Genomic DNA, 17,040 nt, shown 5'->3' with positions numbered 1-17,040 from the left:
GCATGAGATTCCCCCCACGAATCGCGCGCGTCAGCGCCCTCAGCGCCCTGTCCCTCTCCCTTCTCGTCGGCGGACCGGCCGCGATGGCCCAGGCCACCGCACCAGCCCCGGCACCCGCTCCCGTCTCGGCTCCCGCGGCCGTCGCGCCGGCAGCGGTCGGTGACATCTGCGAGTCGGAACTGCCGTCCGAGGCCCACGACACGCTCGACCTCATCGAGCAGGGCGGCCCCTACCCGTACCCGCAGGACGGCACGGTCTTCGAGAACCGCGAAGGCCTCCTGCCGGACCATGAGACCGGCTACTACCACGAGTACACCGTGGAGACCCCCGGCTCCGACGACCGCGGCGCGCGCCGCATCGTCACCGGTGACCAGGACCAGGAGGACTACTACACCGAGGACCACTACGAGTCGTTCGATCTGGTCGACTACAGCTGCTGACACATCCGCACGGCCGGCCCGCCGGGCTGGCCGTGCGTGCGGGCGTCCCGGGCGGCTGAAGCCCAGGGCGCCCGCCCGTGTCCGTCCGCTGCCCGGTCCGTCCGGGCTCCCGCCTGTCCGCCTCCGTCCGCGCGATCTCCTCCCGCGCCGCCTCCTCCCGCGCGATCTCCTCCCGCGCCGCCTCCTCCCGCGCGATCTCCTCCTGCGCCGCGTCCGTCCGCGCGACCCCCTCCTGCGCCGCGTCCTCCCGCGGCGCGCGCCGCGCGCCGTGCCCGCCGCCCGCCGGGCACGCACGATCCCGGCGCAGCGACGCCCGCTCGTCTTCACGGCGGGCGCCGCCTCGCGTGCTCGGCGTGGACGAGGCCGAAGGCTCGTCGTGGCCGCCTCCCCGCTCGTGCCGCCCGCGGACCGTGCCCGGGGCGCGGCAGATGGTGTCCCGGACGGACGGCGAGCAGCCGTCCTCGTCGACGGCGCGCTCGGCCTGGAACGCCGAAGTGCCCACGGAGCGGGCATCGCCGATCCGGTCGATCTCCTCAACCCGGAGCGAATCGTCCTGGGAGGCCGGTCGGGTCTGCTGCCGGAACCGCGGCTCCTGCCCGGCCCGCGGAGGTCACGGATGCGTACGGGTTGCGCCGGCCCGCCGCCCGTACGGCCTTCGGAATCGGCAGACTCGGACCCGACGCGGTGACCGTCGTCGCGGCGGCCCTGCCACCGTGACGATTCCTCGCCGGGGCAGGAAGTGCGCCTGTGGGGGGTGGCAATGTCCGTATGAACGGGTAACGTTCTCCACAGAGAGTGATCCCATGGTGGCAGATCTGGGGAGAAACCGGTGACAAACGGGCCGGAGGCCGTTACCTGCGGTGAGGCGATGCTGCTGATGCTCGCCGAGCCGGGGATGCCGCTGGACCACGCCGTCTCCTTCCGGCGCTCCGTCGCGGGCGCCGAGTCCAACGTCGCACAGGGCCTTGCCCGTCTCGGGCACTGGGCGCGCTGGATCGGCCGGGTCGGCGACGATCCCGCGGGGGAGGCCGTGCTGCGCGAGCTGCGTGCAGACGGTGTGGACGTCTCGGGCGCCGAGAAGGACCCGCAGGCGCCGACGGGGCTGCTGCTGCGCGACAGCCATGCGCAGCGCGCGATCGATGTGCAGTACTACCGCTCCGGTTCCGCCGCCTCACTGCTCAGCCCGGACCAGATCCACGTCGAGATGCTGCGCGGCGCACGGGTGGTGCATGTCTCAGGCATCACACCGATGCTCTCGGAGTCCGCCGCGAAGGCGACCTGGGCCCTGATCGAGCGGGCCCGGAAGGTCGGTGCGGCGGTCTCCTTCGACCCGAACGTACGGCGCAAGCTCGGCACCGACCACCAGTGGATCCGTACCGTCGGTCCTCTCCTGCGGGAGGCCGACCTCGTCATCGCAGGGGAGGACGAACTGGAACTGCTGCTGGGCAGCAGCGCGGAGGAGGCCGCGAAGGCGCTGCTGACGATCGGCCGCGCCCGTACCGTCGTCATCAAGCGCCGCGACCACTCCGCGACGGCACTCGCGGCGAAGGGCAAGTGGACGCAGGCGGCGTTCCCGGTCCCGGTCGCCGATCCCGTGGGCGCGGGCGACGCGTTCGCCGCGGGATGGATCTCCGCCTGGCTGCGGGGCGTGACCGCCGAACAGGCGCTTGCCGAAGCGGCGTGCGTGGCGGCCCTGGTCGTCCAGGCGCCCGGCGACACCGACGGTCTGCCCACCGCTCACGCCCGTGACCGCGCCCTGGGCGCGTTCGTACAGGGAACCGACTCCGTACACCGCTGACCATCCCGCCGTGCTCCGCGCGCGGCGTCACCGAAAGACGGCCTCGACCGCACCCGACCGGCACCCCCGTGCACCGAGCACCGAGCACGTGCACATGACCGCAGCACATCGCGCACGCCCCACGGCTGTGCACAAGCGCACACAAGTACGGCGTGTTTCACGGGGAATCCGGAAAACAGCGCAGAACAGCACGAGTGAAGCGATCGCAGGCCGACAGCCGGACGCGCACCCGCGAGCCGGCCACGGCCCCGACGAGAGAGTGAGGCGACGACTGCCGTGTACCGCTGGGAGATCACCCGTGCCGCCCTGGAGCAACGCGTCTTCGCCATCGTCCGCAGCGACAGCTACGACCGGGTCACAGCCACGGCCGACACCCTGCTCGGTGCCGGGATCAACAGCATGGAGATCTCACTGACCAGTCCGCACGCCCTGGAGGCCGTCGCCACCCTGCGACGGGAGACGGGGGACGACTCCGTGATCGGCGCGGGTACCGTCCTGGACGCCGCAGCCGCGCGGGCCGCGATCGACGCGGGCGCCCGGTTCCTCGTCTCACCCGCCCTGGACCCGGAGGTCATCCGCACCGGTCACCGCTACGGCGTGCCGGTCTTCCCCGGTGTCGCCACCCCCACGGAGATCGTACGGGCGATGGAACTGGGGGCCGACGCGCTCAAGCTCTTCCCGGCCTCCGGATACGCACCGGGCTGGGTGCGGGACGTGAGGGCCGCCCTGCCCCAGGCCGCCCTGCTGCCCACCGGAGGCGTCACCGTCCAGAACGCACCCGAGTGGATCGCGGCCGGAGCCGTCGCCTGCGGGATGGGTTCGGCCCTGGCGGAGGGCGACAAGGAGACCGTCTCCAAGCGCGTCACCGAACTGCTGCAGCGGCTGGAGGACGCCGTCCCCGCACCGCCGCGGAAGAGCAGACGCTGACATGGCGCCCGACGGAGGAGACGCGCACACCGGTGACGGCAGGAGCCCGGACGCGGCGGATCATGCACCCACCGGTGCGACGGGCGGCGGCTCGTCGCGCGCGACCGCAGCAGGAGGCGCATGTTCCGCCTCACATGCGTTCGTAACCCCCACCACACCCGCACATCGGGAATCTAGTGTGTGCCGGATGAGGATCAGCGAGTGCAGGGAAGAAGACGTCGCGCTGCTCGACGCACACATGCCGTCCCTGGGCGCCGCCTCACACCACGTTCCCCGCTTCGCCCGCCACAGTGAGGGCGCCAGCACCTTCCTCGTCGCCTGGCGGGACGGTGTGCCCGTCGGAAGCTGCGAGGTGCTCTGGAGCGGCTGCGAAGCACCCGAGGTGCGTGCCGTGCACCCCGGCTGTCCCGAGATCAACGGCCTGGGCCTGTGGCCGGAGACGCTGCGCAGCCAGTGCGTGGGCACCTCCCTGATAGAGAAGGCCGAGCAGCTCGTACGCCAACAGGGCCTCGACTGCGTCGGCCTGGGCGTGGAGAAGAACAACCCGCGCACGGAGGACCTCTACAAGAGGCTCGGATACAGCGCCACGACCCCGTATCTCGACTGCTGGTCCTACGAGGACAGCGAGGGCCACCCGCACCGCGTCGCCGACGCCTGCACGTTCATGGTCAAGTTCTTCCGCGGGTCCTAGCCGGCCGGCGTCACTGGCCTACGGAGATCCGAACGGCACGGACTTTCTACGAGTTGGACCAGGTGCGGGTGGAGAGCACCAGCAGGTAGCCGTCCGGGTCCTGGACAGTCACCCCCCAGGTGTCCCAGTACGGATTGTGAGCCGGCACCCGCTTGCCACCGTGCTGCTCGAGCTGTTCCACCACAGGGCCGGGAACTGGTTCGCCGAGATAGATGACCAGCAGGTCCTCGGGGGTCGGCCGCGGCTCCAGGGGGGCAGCGGGATCGCGGACGAGTTCCAGGTGCCAGTTCGCATCGGGCCGGCCCACCATGAGAAGTGAGCTCCGGCCCGGGGTGCCGTCCGCCGCATGCTGGTACAGGATGTCGAGACCGAGTCCGGAGACCCAGAAGCGCTCTGCGGCCCGGAGGTCACGTGAGGGCCGGGCTATGCGGATGTGAGCCGTGGCGTCAGCCGGCATTCTGCATCTCCTGATCGGAAGGTTCCTGCGTGGATCAGCGGTCGGTCTCCGTGGACACGAACCGCAGCGAGCCTAGAGACCCAACGTCCATGTGCCATCGGGCGCTTGTCCTAAGCCCTGGTCCTGGTCCCGCTGCTGTGACGGGCAGTATCCGGTCTTCTTCCGCGACGGAACACGCCGCCCTGGCTCCATTCACCTTGATCGAGACCAGGTACGGGCGGAGGATCGCTTGCACGGGGAGGTGCTGAGCGGGAGGGCCGGCTGTACACCGAGCGGCAGACTGTCCCCGTGGGCGCGGGGAGTGTCGGGGGATTCTCCGGGCCGGCACTCTCACCATGAATCGCCGGTCTTCGTCGAGGAGTTGCTGGGAGAGCAATGAGCGTCGCGCAGCCTGATCAGAGTGTGCCTGAGCCGGCACGGTCCAAGAGCAGCCACAGCAGCGGAGTGGGCGGCGAGTGCACGGAGGTGGCCGCCCGTCCCGGTGCGGTGCACGTCCCGGATCCGAAGGACACGGTGCTCCCGGCGCTGACGCTTGCCGCCGAATCCGGGGCGGCCTGCGTGCCTTTCGCCACGCGGCAGGGGCAGTGAGGCCCGTGTCGGGACTGTTCGACGCCGCCCTCGACGGCTGGCGGCAGTGGCAGGAGAGTCCGTGGGGCCGACTGCGCTACACCGTCGCCGAGTTCAACCTCCGGCGGCGGCTCCCCGCGCTCGGTGAGGGACCACTGCGGGTGCTCGACCTCGCGGGCGCCGACGGCGGCGACGCGCTGCGGCTCGCACGTCACGGTCACGAAGTGACGATCGTCGACTTCTCGCCCGGCATGCTCGCCGCCGCGCACGAACGCGCCCGCGACGCGGGGGTGGAGGACCGGCTGCACACCGTGGAGGCGGACGTCCTCGACCTGCCCGGGCCGGTGACCCGCACCCGCTACGACGTCGTGCTCTGCCACAACCTCCTGCAGTACCTGGACGATCCGCGGCCGGTGCTGCGGTCCGCGGCAGGGCTCGTTCGCGCCGGCGGCCTGCTGTCCGTCATGGCGGTCAACCGGCACGCGGCTCCACTGAACCTGGCCGTACGGTCCCTCGACCCCGCCGCCGCGCTCGCCGCTCTCGACCGCCGCACCGCACAGGGGGAGACCTTCGACTCCGAACTGACCCTCCACACGGCGGAGGAGATCACCGCCGTGCTCGCCGAGTCGGGGTGCACGAAGATCGAGCACTGCGGCATCCGAACCGTCAACGACCACATCACCGACGACGCCCGCAAGCACGACCCCGACTTCTACGCCGGTCTGGAGGCGCTGGAGTTGGCGCTGACCGACCGGCATCCGTACCCGCACGCGGCGAAGATCTTCCAACTCCTCGCCGACGCCGGCGGCGCGGGCGGCGGTTGAGCCGCACAGCGTCTGTCCGTCAGGCTGACCCGTCCGAGGACGAGGCCAGCAGCCCGTCGACGGCGGGGCCGACGTCGGCGGGAGCCCACCGGCCCCCGGACTCCACCGCTGGGCCCCGGCGGGGCCGTTCGACGACGCCCAGATGTCCGCCGTGGATCTCGAACACCTCGCCGTTGACGTGCGCCGACCCCTCGGAGCACAGCCACACCACGAGCGGCGAGACGTTCGCGGGATCGAGTGCGTCGAACCGGCCGGGCGGAGGCTCCTCGGCCAGACCCGCGTCGAGACTGATCGTCATGCGGCTGCGGGCGAAGGGCGCGATGACGTTGACGGACGCGCCGTAGGCCTCGAGTTCCTTCGCGGCGGTACGTCCGAGCAGCACGACCCCGGCTTTGGCGCTGCTGTAGTTCGTACGTCCCGCGTCGCCCCAGATGCCCGCTGCCGAGGTGGTCAGCACGGCGCGTCCGCCGGAGGGACGGCCGGTTCGCTCGGCGACCCCGCGCCAGTGGCGGGCCGCGTGGTGCAACGGAGCGGCGTGCCCGTCCATATGGACGGCGACCACCGACCGCCAGTCCTGCTCGGACATCTCCACCAGATCCCGGTCGAGCAGGTTCCCCGCGCTGCACACCAGCGCGTCGAGCCTGCCGTACGCCTCGAGTGCCGAACCGACCAGCCTTCCCGCGCCGGACCAGGACGTGACGTCGTCGGTGTTGGAGACGGCACGGCCGCCGGCTTCGCGGATCTCCCGCGCCACACTCTCGGCGACGGAGACCCCGCCCGCCTCCTCCGCTCCGGAGCCGTCGAGAGCGGCGTCACGGTCGTTGACGACGACCAGGGCGCCCTCGGCAGCCGCCGCGAGCGCGTGGGCGCGGCCGAGACCCCTGCCGCCGCCGGTCACGAGTACGACGCGGTCCTCGCAGATGCCACTCATGCATGCTCCCCCGGATCCGGTGACGCGGTTCGTCGTGGTCGTGACCGAACGATACGCCTCGGCATCCAGGTATTCGGCGCTCTCCGCAAGGAGGTTGACACCGCGTCAGGCGGAGCGTCCGGCCGTACTTCTCACCGGCGGTGGGTGCCCGGGGGCGGAGTTCATCCACGCCTCGCGGGGCGAGAAGTGGGGGCGTGCACCGCTTCTTCGTCACCGAACCCGGCGGCCGGGTGGTCGTGTGGTCGGCCACCGCTGACCTGCGGCCACCGCTGATCCGCGGCCACCGCTGATCCGTGATCCCGGCAGGTCCGGGAAGCACGGCAGCTCAACGCGGCGGGTCCAGCGGCTGCGGCCACTCGTTGTACGGCAGCAGCTCCCGCAGCGTCGCTGTCTCTCCCCGGCCGAGCACCACTTCGGTGTCGATGTTGGCCGGGTCGATCTGGCGGATGAACTCCCTGCACCGTCCGCACGGCGGCAGCACGTGCAGCAGCCCCTCGTCGCTGCGCCACACCGCGACGATCTTCGCGATCCGGTACTCGCGGGCGGTGACCATGGCCGCGATGGCCGAGTGCTCCGCGCAGAACCCGGTGCCCGATCCGGTGTCGAGGCAGACCCCCGAGTAGCGGTTGCCCGCCTCCGTCACCAGGGTGGAGGCCACGTTGCCGAACAGCCGGTCGCCCACCGTGCGGGGGTGGAGGACGGACTCGGCGGCGGCGATCAGTTCGTCCGGTTCGTCCTCGGGGGCGGTCATCCGCGGAAGCTACCGAAGCGGGCGGCCGGGCGGCCACAGATTTCCGGACCGCGTGCCGACCCGAGTGCCGGCCCGCCACCCGGCCACCGTGTCAGCCCGTGTCCCGCCGCTACTGCGCGATCTCCTCCATCGCCACCTGCCGTCCCTCGCGGCGTGAGAGTTCGCACGCCTCGGCGACGCGGAGGGCCGCCAACGCCTCGTGCCCGTCGCAGGGGTTGGGGGCCTCGCCCCGCACCGCCCCTACGAACGCGGCGAGTTCGGCCTCGTACGCGGGGGCGAACCGATCGAGGAAACCCGGCCAGGGCGTGCCGGCGGCGGCTTCCGCGGCAGGTTCGAGCGAGGTCAGGGGTGTACGGGCGTCGAGGCCGACGGTCACCTGGTCCTTCTCGCCGGCGATCTCCATGCGTACGTCGTAGCCCGCGCCGTTGACGCGGGTCGCCGTGGCCGTGCACAGGGTGCCGTCGTCGAGTGTGAGCAGGGCGGCGGCCGTGTCGACGTCGTCGGCCTCGCGGAAGATGCCGGGGCCGGCGTCCGAGCCGGCCGCGTAGACGGAGACGACCTCGCGCCCCGTGACCCAGCGCAGGATGTCGAAGTCGTGCACCAGGCAGTCGCGGTAGAGGCCGCCGGAGAGCGGGAGGTAGGCGGCAGGCGGCGGCGCCGGGTCGGAGGTCATGGCGCGCACCGTGTGCACCCGTCCCAGGCGGCCGGAGGAGACGGCGGCGCGGGCCGCCGCGTACCCGGCGTCGAAGCGGCGCATGAAGCCGATCTGCAGCAGGATGCCCGCCGCGTCCACCGTGCGCAGTGCCTCCAGGGTGCCCGGCAGGTCGAGGGCGATCGGCTTCTCGCAGAAGACGGGCAGCGCACGTTCGGCGGCGGCCTGGATGAGGTCGGCGTGCGACGCGGTGGCCGAGGCGATGACGACCGCGTCGGGGCTCTCGTCGAGCAGTTCGGCGGGTGTGGGGACGGCGGTGGCGCCGAGGGAGGCGGCGACTTCGGCGGCGCGTGCGGCGTCCGCGTCGGTGAGCAGGAGCTCCGTCACCTCGGGGGCGGCGGTGAGGGTACGGGCGTGGAAGGTGCCGATCCGGCCGGTGCCGATGAGTCCGATGCGCATGGGGGACACATTCTCCGCCGGTCCCAAGTGCTGTCAATACTTTGTCAGGACAATTGACCGGGCAACGCGCGGAAGCGGCCGGGTCACGGATCGTTTTGTCCGGACAACCGAACTTACGCCTTCCGGTGGACCGCCCGGCCCACTACGCTCCCACCGTGGCGAAGAATGATCCCGTCGACCTCGAGTTCAGCGTGGACCGCAGCAGCCCGGTCCCGTTGTACTTCCAGCTCGCGCAGCAGCTCGAAACCGCGATCGAGCGCGGCAGACTCTCCCCCGGAAGTCTGCTCGGCAACGAGATCGAGCTGGCCGGGCGGCTCGGACTTTCCCGGCCCACGGTGCGGCAGGCCATCCAGTCCCTCGTGGACAAGGGGCTGCTGGTGCGCCGGCGAGGCATCGGCACGCAGGTCGTGCACAGTCAGGTCAGGCGTCCGCTGGAGCTGAGCAGCCTCTACGACGACCTGGAGGCGGCCGGTCAGCGCCCCGCGACCCAGGTGCTGCGCTACGAGCGGGAGGAGGCCTCGGGTGAGGTGGCCGTCGCGCTCGGTGTCAGTCAGGGTGCGCAGGTGCGGCGAGTCGAGCGGCTCCGGCTGACGCACGGCGAGCCGATGGCGTACCTGTGCAACCACCTTCCCGGTGACCTGCTCCCGGGGGAGAGCGGCGAGGAGCTGGAGTCGACGGGGCTGTACCGGCTGATGCGCGGCGCCGGTGTCACGCTGCACAGCGCGCGGCAGTCGGTCGGTGCCCGGGCGGCGACCGCCGAGGAGGCGAAGCTGCTCGGCGAGGAGGCGGGGGCGCCGCTGCTGACCATGGAGCGGACGACTTTCGACGACACGGGACGGCCCGTCGAGTACGCCTCGCACCTGTACAGGGCGTCGCGCTACTCCTTCGAGTTCCAGCTCCTCGTGCGTTCGTGAGTGTGCGCGGGCACGGCCTTCCCGGTGCCGCGGAGTATGTTCGGACAAACTGTCGTGGAGAATGTTCGGACAAAGTATTGACGCTGCCTTCGGACCGCGGCTAGAACTCCGCTCATGGTCCTTCGGCGTAGAGCACGTAGAGCAACAACGGTCGCGGCAGCACTGACGGGCGCGGCGCTCCTCGCCGCCGGCTGCAGCAGCTCCGGTGGCAAGGGTGAAGAGGAGAAGAGCGACGGCGCGGGCGGCGGCAAGGGGGTGAACACCCCGCGGATGACGATCGCCATGGTCTCCCACTCCGGGGACGGCGACACCTTCTGGGACATCGTGCAGAGCGGGGCGAAGGACGCCGCCCGCAAGGACAACGTCCAGTTCGACTACTCGCACGACGACGAGGCGGGACGGCAGGCACAGCTCGTGCAGTCGGCCATCGACAAGAAGGTCGACGGGCTGATCGTGACGCTGGCCAAGCCGGACGCGATGAGGGGCGTCGTGAAGAAGGCCGTCAAGGCAGGCATACCCGTCGTCACGATCAACTCCGGCGGCGAGTTCTCCTCCGAACTGGGCGCGCTGGCGCACATCGGTCAGGACGAGAAGATCGCCGGCGAGGCCGTCGGCGAGGAGCTCAACGAGCGGGACCGCGAGAAGGCCCTGTGCGTCATCCACGAGCAGGGCAACGTCTCCCTGGAGGAGCGGTGCGCCGGGGCGAAGGAGGCCTTCGACGGCGAGATGTCCACGCTCAACGTCGACGGTACGAACATGCCGGACGTGCAGTCCTCCGTCGAGGCCAAGCTGCAGTCCGACTCCGCGATCGACTCCGTGCTCACCCTCGGCGCCCCCTTCGCGGCGACGTCGGCGAAGGCCAAGGACAAGGCCGGAAGCGAGGCGGAGATCAACACCTTCGACCTCAACGCCCAGGTGGTGAAGGGGCTCAAGGACAAGTCGTTCGGCTTCGCGGTCGACCAGCAGCCGTATCTGCAGGGCTACGAGGCGGTCGACGTGCTGTGGCTGAACGCGTACAACGCCAACGAGCTGGGCGGCGGCAAGCCCGTACTGACCGGCCCGCAGATCGTCACGGAGAAGGACGTGCCGCGGCTGGAGAAGTACACCCAGCGCGGAACCCGGTGACCACGCACGCGGCAGCGGTGATCCATACTCGTCCGGCGTACCGCACGGGCCACCGTGCCGGGCGCCGGACGGGCAGCACCACAGGCGGCGGGAGGCCGGCATCCGCCGTGCACCGCCGCCGGAACGAACAGCACCACACGCACCGAGAGGTCAGCAGCACGTGTCCAGGCTGGAGAGGTTCCGCGCGAACCGCACGGGAGCACGAGCGACGCGAACCGCCACGGCGGCGCTCCTCGCGGCGAGTGTCGTACTCGCGGGATGCAGCAGCACCGGCGGCAAACGGGCCGAGGAGGAACGCGACGCGGCGGTCTCCGGAGAGTCCGGCGTCAGCACCCCCCGCTGGAAGGTCGCCATGGTGAGCCACTCGGGAGAGGGCGACACCTTCTGGGACATCGTGCAGAGCGGAGCCGAACAGGCCGCCGCGAAGGACAACATCGAGTTCCTCTACTCCAACGACGACGAGGCGGGACGGCAGGCACAGCTCGTCCAGGCCGCCGTCGACAAGAAGGTCGACGGGCTGATCGTCTCCCTGGCGAAGCCGGACGCGATGAAGGGCGCGGTGAAGAAGGCCGTCAAGGCCGGCATACCCGTCGTGACCATCAACTCCGGGCAGGACAAGTCCGAGGCGTTCGGCGCCCTCGCCCACATCGGCCAGGACGAGGTGCTGGCGGGCGAGGCCGTCGGCAGGGAGCTGAACCAGCGCGGCCGCAAGAAGGCCGTCTGCCTGCTGCACGAGCAGGGCAACGTCGGCCACGAGGAGCGGTGCCGCGGTATGGAGAAGACCTTCGACGGCAAGGTGCGCAACCTGCACGTCGACGGTACGAACATGCCGGCCGTCGAGTCCTCCGTGGAGGCCGAACTCCAGTCGGACCGCGACGTCGACAGCGTCGTCACGCTGGGCGCGCCCTTCGCACTGACCGCCGTGAAGGCGGCCGAAGGCGCGGACAGCGACGCGGAGATCAACACCTTCGACCTCAACGACCAGGCCGCCGCCGCGCTGAAGGACGGGACGCTCGGCTTCGCCGTGGACCAGCAGCCGTACCTGCAGGGCTACGAGGCGGTCGACCTGCTCTGGCTCGAGCGCTACAACGCCAACGTGCTGGGCGGCGGCGAGCCCGTGCTGACCGGCCCGCAGATCCTCACCGAGAAGGACGCATCGACCGTGCAGAAGTACACGAAGCGGGGGACGCGATGACGGCGACACCCACGCCCACACCCACACCCGCCGGCGCCTCCGGGACGGAGCCCGACGAGGCCGCGAACAGTGACGAACGACTGATGCACCGGCCGCTGCTGCACCGTCTGCTCGGCCGCCCCGAACTGGGCGCGGTCGTCGGAGCCGTCGCCGTATTCATCTTCTTCTCGGTCGTCGCCGACAGCTTCCTGCGCGCATCCAGCCTCTCCACGGTGCTCTACTCCGCCTCGACCCTGGGGATCATGGCGGTGCCGGTGGCGCTGCTGATGATCGGCGGGGAGTTCGACCTGTCGACCGGCGTCATGGTCACCACCTCCTCGCTGATCTCCTCGATGTTCAGCTACCAGATGACGGCCAACGTCTGGGTCGGCGTCGGCGTCTCGCTGCTGCTCACCCTCGGCATCGGCCTCTTCAACGGCTACATGCTCGTACGGACGAAACTGCCGAGCTTCATCATCACGCTCGGCACCTTCCTGATGCTGACGGGCCTCAACCTGGGCCTCACCAAGCTGATCAGCGGCACCGTCTCGACCAAGAGCATCGCCGACATGGAGGGCTTCACCTCCGCCCGGGCGCTCTTCGCCTCCGAGCTGACGCTCGGCCCGGTGCAGCTCCAGGTCACCGTCGTGTGGTGGCTGGCGCTGGTGGCCGTGGCGACGTGGCTGCTGCTGCGCACCCGGGCGGGCAACTGGATCTTCGCGGTCGGCGGCGGCAAGGAGACCGCCCGCGCGGTCGGCGTCCCGGTCGTCCGTACGAAGATCGGTCTCTATCTCGGGGTCGCGCTGGGTGCCTGGATATCCGGGCAGCACCTGCTCTTCAACTACAACGTCGTCCAGTCCGGCGAGGGCGTCGGCAACGAGCTGATCTACATCGCCGCGGCCGTCATCGGCGGCTGCCTCCTCACCGGCGGCTACGGCTCGGCGGTCGGCGCGGCCGTGGGCGCCTTCATCTTCGGCATGACGAGCAAGGGCATCGTCTACGCCCAGTGGGAGCCCGACTGGTTCAAGTTCTTCCTGGGGGCGATGCTCTTGATCGCCACCCTCCTGAACGCGTGGATACGCAAGCGGGCGGAGGCGAACCGATGAGCGCGCAGAAGGAAACCGGCGACGGGACTGCCGGTCAGGCCCGGGAGGCGGCTGTGGACACGGCGGCCACCCCGCTCGTGGAGCTGGCCGACGTCAGCAAGTTCTACGGCAACATCCGCGCACTGGAAGGGGTCTCGCTCCAGGTCCACTCCGGCGAGATCACCTGCGTGCTCGGCGACAACGGCGCGGGAAAGTCGACCCTCATCAAGATCGTCGCCGGGCTGCACCAGCACGACTCGGGCAGCTTCCGCATCAACGGCCAGGAGACCACGCTCGGCTCGCCGCGCGAGGCCCTGGACCGCGGGATCGCCACCGTCTACCAGGACCTCGCCGTCGTCCCGCTGATGCCGGTCTGGCGCAACTTCTTCCTCGGCTCGGAGCCCGTCAAGGGGCGCGGCCCCTTCGCACGGCTGGACGTGGAGAGGATGCGCCGCACGACGCACAGCGAGCTGCTGCGCATGGGCATCGACCTGCGCGACGTCGACCAGCCCATCGGCACCCTCTCCGGCGGTGAACGGCAGTGCGTGGCCATCGCGCGGGCCGTCTACTTCGGAGCGAAGGTGCTGGTGCTGGACGAGCCGACGGCCGCGCTGGGCGTGAAGCAGTCGGGTGTCGTACTGAAGTACGTGGCCGCCGCGCGGGACGCGGGACTGGGGGTCGTGCTGATCACGCACAACCCGCACCACGCGTACCTCGTCGGCGACCGCTTCGTACTGCTCAAGCGCGGCACCATGGCGGGCAGCCACCGCAAGGAGTCGCTGGAGCTGGAGGAGCTCACACGGCAGATGTCCGGCGGCAGCGAGCTGGAACAGCTCAGTCACGAGCTGGAGCGCGCACCGGTGCCGCAGCACCTGAAGTGAGACGTCCGCAGCACCTGAGGTGAGACGCCCGTCGCGCGACCACGGGCCGCGGTAAGGCAGAATCGGCCACATGGGCCCGGGCTCGTCCGGCATGTCCATCCCTCGTACAGGCCCCCGGTCCGCGCCGGGGCCCCGCCCCGGGAGTCCGGGGGAGGGCGGCGCACGGCGCCGGACGTCCCGGCCCGGACACACCAGTGACCGAGAAGCCAGCAGCCGTGCACATACGAAAGGCCGCGCAGTGAGCATGTACCGAGAACGCGCGGACCGGGACCGTGTCCACACGCGCACCGCCCCCAACGCCAGCGTTCTGCGGACGGTCAGCACCAGGGAGCGGCGCTCGCACCTCTCCGCGCCCCGGGTGCCGACCGTCGGCATCGACATCGGCGGTACCAAGGTGATGGCCGGTGTCGTCGACGCCGACGGGCAGATTCTGGAGCAGGTGCGCGCCGAGACCCCCGAGAAGTCCAAGAGCCCCAAGGTCGTCGAGGACACCATCGCCGAGCTGGTGCTGGACCTCTCGGACCGGCACGACGTGCACGCCGTCGGCATCGGCGCCGCCGGCTGGGTGGACGCCGACCGCTCCCGCGTACTGTTCGCGCCGCACCTGGCGTGGCGGGACGAGCCGCTCAAGGACGCCCTCACCGCCCGTCTCGCCGTCCCCGTCATGGTCGACAACGACGCGAACACCGCCGCCTGGGGCGAGTGGCGCTTCGGCGCCGGACGGGGTGAGGAGCACCTCGTCATGATCACGCTCGGTACGGGCATCGGCGGGGCCATCCTGGAGGGCGGACGCCTCAAGCGCGGCAAGTACGGGGTGGCGGGCGAGTTCGGTCACATGCAGGTCGTGCCCGGCGGCCACCGCTGCCCCTGCGGCAACCGCGGCTGCTGGGAGCAGTACAGCTCGGGCAACGCCCTGGTGCGCGAGGCGCGCGAGCTGGCCGCGTCGGAGTCGCCCGTCGCGTACGGCATCATCGAACGCGTCGACGGCCAGATCGCCGACATCACCGGGCCGCTCATCACGGAGCTGGCCCGCGACGGCGACGCCATGTGCACCGAACTGCTCCAGGACATCGGACACTGGCTGGGTGTGGGCATCGCCAACCTCGCCGCGGCCCTGGACCCGGGCGGCTTCGTCATCGGCGGCGGGGTCAGCGCCGCCGACGACCTGCTCATCGACCCCGCGCGGGACGCCTTCCGGCGTCATCTGACAGGGCGCGGCTACCGGCCGGAGGCCACCATCGCCAAGGCACAGCTCGGCCCCGAGGCGGGCATGGTCGGGGCCGCCGACCTGGCCCGGCTCGTGGCCCGCCGCTTCCGCCGCGCCAACAGGCGGCGCCTGGAGCGCTACGAACGCTACGAACGCGCGGCCGACAACCTGCGCCGGGCGGTGGGACAGTGACCACGACCTCTCCGAAGCCGCCTGCCGCCGGCACGGACCTTCGCACGCCGCAGAGGCCGCCGCACCGGCCGCGGCACCGCGTGCTCACTCTGCTGATCGTGGTGGGGCTGATCGCGATCCCGCTGGGGTACGTGGTCCACTCGGCCTTCCAGAGCCGCGACAGCGGCGAGGACAAGCAGCGCAACGCCGCCGCCACCAGCCTCAGCTACGGCTGGCCGAGCAAGGTGCAGCGCAACGTCTACAACGTGCCGCTGCCGGCCCGCGTCGGCCACCCCGCCTTCTACGAGACCAACTCCTGGCAGCGCAGCACCCTCTACGTCCAGTTCCGCACCTCGGACAAGCGGCTGGGCCAGTTCCTCGACGACGTGGGCTCCGGGCGCGGCTCGCTGCGTGAGGGAGATGTGACGATCAACGAAAGGCACGCCGATCACGTCGGCTGGGACCTTCAGCAGGAAGGGCACAGCTACGCGGGCACAACTCTCCGACAGGAGAAGGGCCGCCCGAACGTGACGATCACCGTGGACCGTACCTATGAGAACAGGCCACGTGTGTATGTCGTGTCCACCGTGGAGTTCTGATGTGCACAGCAGCGGCCCCGAGACCGTGCGGGGTCATCCGCTGGGTAGCGTGGCCGTGTGAGCGAGAAGCAGAGTGGCCTGATGTTGCAACACCGCGTTGACGGACCCGACGACGCGCCGGTGCTCGTGCTGGGCCCGTCCCTCGGCACGACCTGGCACATGTGGGACCGCCAGATCCCCGAACTCACCCGCAACTGGCGCGTCCTGCGGTTCGACCTGCCCGGCCACGGGGGCGCCCCCGCACACGCCGCCGACTCCGCGGCCGCCATGGCCCAGCGGCTCCTGGCCACACTGGACTCCATCGGCATCAACCGCTTCGGCTACGTCGGCTGCTCCATAGGCGGCGCCATCGGCATCCAGCTCGGCCTGCTGGCACGCGAACGGCTCTCCTCGCTCGCGCTGATCTCCACCTCGCCGCGCTTCGGCACGGCGGACTCCTGGCGGCAGCGTGGCGTGGTCGTCCGTACGAACGGGCTCGACCCCATCGCACGCGCCACCCCGGAACGCTGGTTCACCGACGGCTTCGTGGCGGCGCAGCCCGCCATAGTGGAGTGGGCGGTGCAGATGGTCCGTACGACCGACCCCGGCTGCTACATAGCCGCGTGCGAGGTGCTCGCCGCCTTCGACGTGCGCGACCGGCTCGGGAGCATCGGTGTACCGACGCTGGTGATGGCGGGAGCCGAGGACCAGGCGACGCCGCCGGCCGACGCCCGTGCCCTGGTCGCCGGCATACCGGACGCGCGGCTGGCCATAGTCCCCGGCGCCTCGCATCTCACCCCCGTCGAACAGCCCGGCGCCGTCACCGAGTTGCTCATCAGGCACTTCACCACGAGCTGGCAGGAGTCCCCGGCGGGACCGCCCGCGCCGGTCCCGGTCGTCACGCCCGAGTCGACCAGGCCGACGGGCGCCGTGGCCGAACTGGAGTCCGGGGAAGTGGTGTCCGCTCGCAATGACCCCTACGACGCCGGCATGAAGGTGCGCAGGGAAGTGCTGGGCGACGGCCACGTCGACCGTTCGCTGGAGAAGGCCGACGACTTCACGCAGGACTTCCAGGACTTCATCACCCGCTACGCCTGGGGCGAGGTGTGGACCAGGCCGGGCCTCGACCGGCGCAGCCGTTCCGTGGTCACGCTGACCGCGCTCGTCGCCCGCGGCCACTTCGACGAGCTGACCTTCCACATCAGGGCCGCTCTGCGCAACGGGCTGACCCCGGGGGAGATCAGGGAAGTGCTGTTGCAGACGGCGGTCTACGTGGGCGTCCCGGCGGCGAACTCCGCGTTCGGGGTGGCCCAGCGCGTCATCCGCGAGGAGACCACGCCGGAGGACTGACTTCCGCTCACCTCCCTGCGGGCGGCGCGGCACCCGTACCGTCCGCCCCTGCGGGCAC

General features: G+C 71.0%; 18 protein-coding genes. 14 read left to right on the top strand and 4 right to left on the bottom strand.

What is annotated here, in order from left to right:
• Positions 1-2 precede the first annotated feature (2 nt).
• From H343_RS0105230 to H343_RS0105215, 4 genes are all read left to right on the top strand, one after another.
• The gene (locus H343_RS0105230; RefSeq protein WP_028430283.1) at positions 3-440 is read left to right on the top strand and encodes a ribonuclease; all 438 of its coding nucleotides are present in this window, start codon (positions 3-5) and stop codon (positions 438-440) included.
• An 868-nt stretch (positions 441-1,308) separates the two neighbouring features.
• Complete coding sequence (locus H343_RS0105225) at positions 1,309-2,238, top strand: sugar kinase (protein WP_051264594.1); 930 nt, start codon at positions 1,309-1,311, stop codon at positions 2,236-2,238.
• Positions 2,239-2,514: 276 nt separating this feature from the next.
• On the top strand, positions 2,515-3,165 hold the full coding sequence (locus H343_RS0105220; RefSeq protein WP_028430281.1) for a bifunctional 4-hydroxy-2-oxoglutarate aldolase/2-dehydro-3-deoxy-phosphogluconate aldolase: 651 nt from the start codon (positions 2,515-2,517) through the stop codon (positions 3,163-3,165).
• A 187-nt stretch (positions 3,166-3,352) separates the two neighbouring features.
• The gene (locus H343_RS0105215; RefSeq protein ID WP_028430280.1) at positions 3,353-3,856 is read left to right on the top strand and encodes a GNAT family N-acetyltransferase; all 504 of its coding nucleotides are present in this window, start codon (positions 3,353-3,355) and stop codon (positions 3,854-3,856) included.
• Between the two features lie 46 nt (positions 3,857-3,902).
• Here the strand turns inward: H343_RS0105215 and H343_RS0105210 are convergent, their stop codons facing one another.
• On the bottom strand, positions 3,903-4,313 hold the full coding sequence (locus H343_RS0105210) for a VOC family protein (RefSeq protein WP_028430279.1): 411 nt from the start codon (positions 4,311-4,313) through the stop codon (positions 3,903-3,905).
• A 375-nt stretch (positions 4,314-4,688) separates the two neighbouring features.
• On the opposite strand from H343_RS0105210, the gene H343_RS0105205 reads away from it, so the two are divergent.
• Together H343_RS0105205 and H343_RS0105200 are read left to right on the top strand one after the other, a co-directional pair.
• Positions 4,689-4,901 (top strand): DUF397 domain-containing protein, encoded by a 213-nt coding sequence (locus H343_RS0105205; protein WP_028430278.1) that lies wholly within the window; start codon positions 4,689-4,691, stop codon positions 4,899-4,901.
• Positions 4,902-4,906: 5 nt separating this feature from the next.
• Entirely contained in the window at positions 4,907-5,704 is a 798-nt protein-coding gene (locus H343_RS0105200) for a methyltransferase domain-containing protein (RefSeq protein WP_028430277.1), read from the top strand.
• Positions 5,705-5,723: 19 nt separating this feature from the next.
• On the opposite strand, the gene H343_RS0105195 is transcribed toward H343_RS0105200, so the two are convergent.
• The 3 genes from H343_RS0105195 to H343_RS0105180 form a co-directional block, all read right to left on the bottom strand.
• Positions 5,724-6,635, bottom strand: coding sequence for an SDR family NAD(P)-dependent oxidoreductase (locus H343_RS0105195; protein ID WP_028430276.1), 912 nt, complete (start codon positions 6,633-6,635; stop codon positions 5,724-5,726).
• A gap of 325 nt (positions 6,636-6,960) precedes the next feature.
• A complete protein-coding gene (locus H343_RS0105185; protein WP_028430275.1) occupies positions 6,961-7,386 on the bottom strand; it encodes a cytidine deaminase in 426 nt (141 codons plus the stop codon).
• Positions 7,387-7,495: 109 nt separating this feature from the next.
• Positions 7,496-8,497, bottom strand: a complete 1,002-nt coding sequence (locus tag H343_RS0105180; protein ID WP_028430274.1) for a Gfo/Idh/MocA family protein — start codon at positions 8,495-8,497, stop codon at positions 7,496-7,498.
• Between the two features lie 191 nt (positions 8,498-8,688).
• On the opposite strand from H343_RS0105180, the gene H343_RS0105175 reads away from it, so the two are divergent.
• The 8 genes from H343_RS0105175 (at position 8,689) to pcaDC (ending at position 16,982) form a co-directional block, all read left to right on the top strand.
• Complete coding sequence (locus tag H343_RS0105175; protein WP_028430273.1) at positions 8,689-9,411, top strand: GntR family transcriptional regulator; 723 nt, start codon at positions 8,689-8,691, stop codon at positions 9,409-9,411.
• Positions 9,412-9,525: 114 nt separating this feature from the next.
• Complete coding sequence (locus H343_RS0105170) at positions 9,526-10,536, top strand: sugar ABC transporter substrate-binding protein (protein WP_078505015.1); 1,011 nt, start codon at positions 9,526-9,528, stop codon at positions 10,534-10,536.
• Between the two features lie 169 nt (positions 10,537-10,705).
• A complete protein-coding gene (locus tag H343_RS0105165; RefSeq protein WP_037902589.1) occupies positions 10,706-11,731 on the top strand; it encodes a sugar ABC transporter substrate-binding protein in 1,026 nt (341 codons plus the stop codon).
• On the top strand, positions 11,728-12,816 hold the full coding sequence (locus H343_RS0105160) for an ABC transporter permease (protein ID WP_028430270.1): 1,089 nt from the start codon (positions 11,728-11,730) through the stop codon (positions 12,814-12,816). Before H343_RS0105165 ends, H343_RS0105160 begins: the two co-directional genes overlap by 4 nt.
• On the top strand, positions 12,813-13,676 hold the full coding sequence (locus H343_RS0105155) for an ATP-binding cassette domain-containing protein (RefSeq protein WP_078505014.1): 864 nt from the start codon (positions 12,813-12,815) through the stop codon (positions 13,674-13,676). Before H343_RS0105160 ends, H343_RS0105155 begins: the two co-directional genes overlap by 4 nt.
• Positions 13,677-13,920: 244 nt before the next feature.
• Entirely contained in the window at positions 13,921-15,075 is a 1,155-nt protein-coding gene (locus H343_RS0105150; RefSeq protein ID WP_106958773.1) for an ROK family glucokinase, read from the top strand.
• Positions 15,072-15,653 (top strand): hypothetical protein, encoded by a 582-nt coding sequence (locus tag H343_RS0105145; RefSeq protein WP_028430267.1) that lies wholly within the window; start codon positions 15,072-15,074, stop codon positions 15,651-15,653. Before H343_RS0105150 ends, H343_RS0105145 begins: the two co-directional genes overlap by 4 nt.
• 81 nt (positions 15,654-15,734) lie before the next feature.
• Entirely contained in the window at positions 15,735-16,982 is a 1,248-nt protein-coding gene (gene pcaDC, locus H343_RS0105140) for a bifunctional 3-oxoadipate enol-lactonase/4-carboxymuconolactone decarboxylase PcaDC (RefSeq protein WP_078505013.1), read from the top strand.
• The last annotated feature ends 58 nt before the right edge of the window (positions 16,983-17,040 follow it).

Source organism: Streptomyces sp. TAA204 (assembly GCF_000424965.1).
Note: the sequence above shows the minus strand (reverse complement) of the source record. Positions and strands in the feature narration are given on the sequence as shown.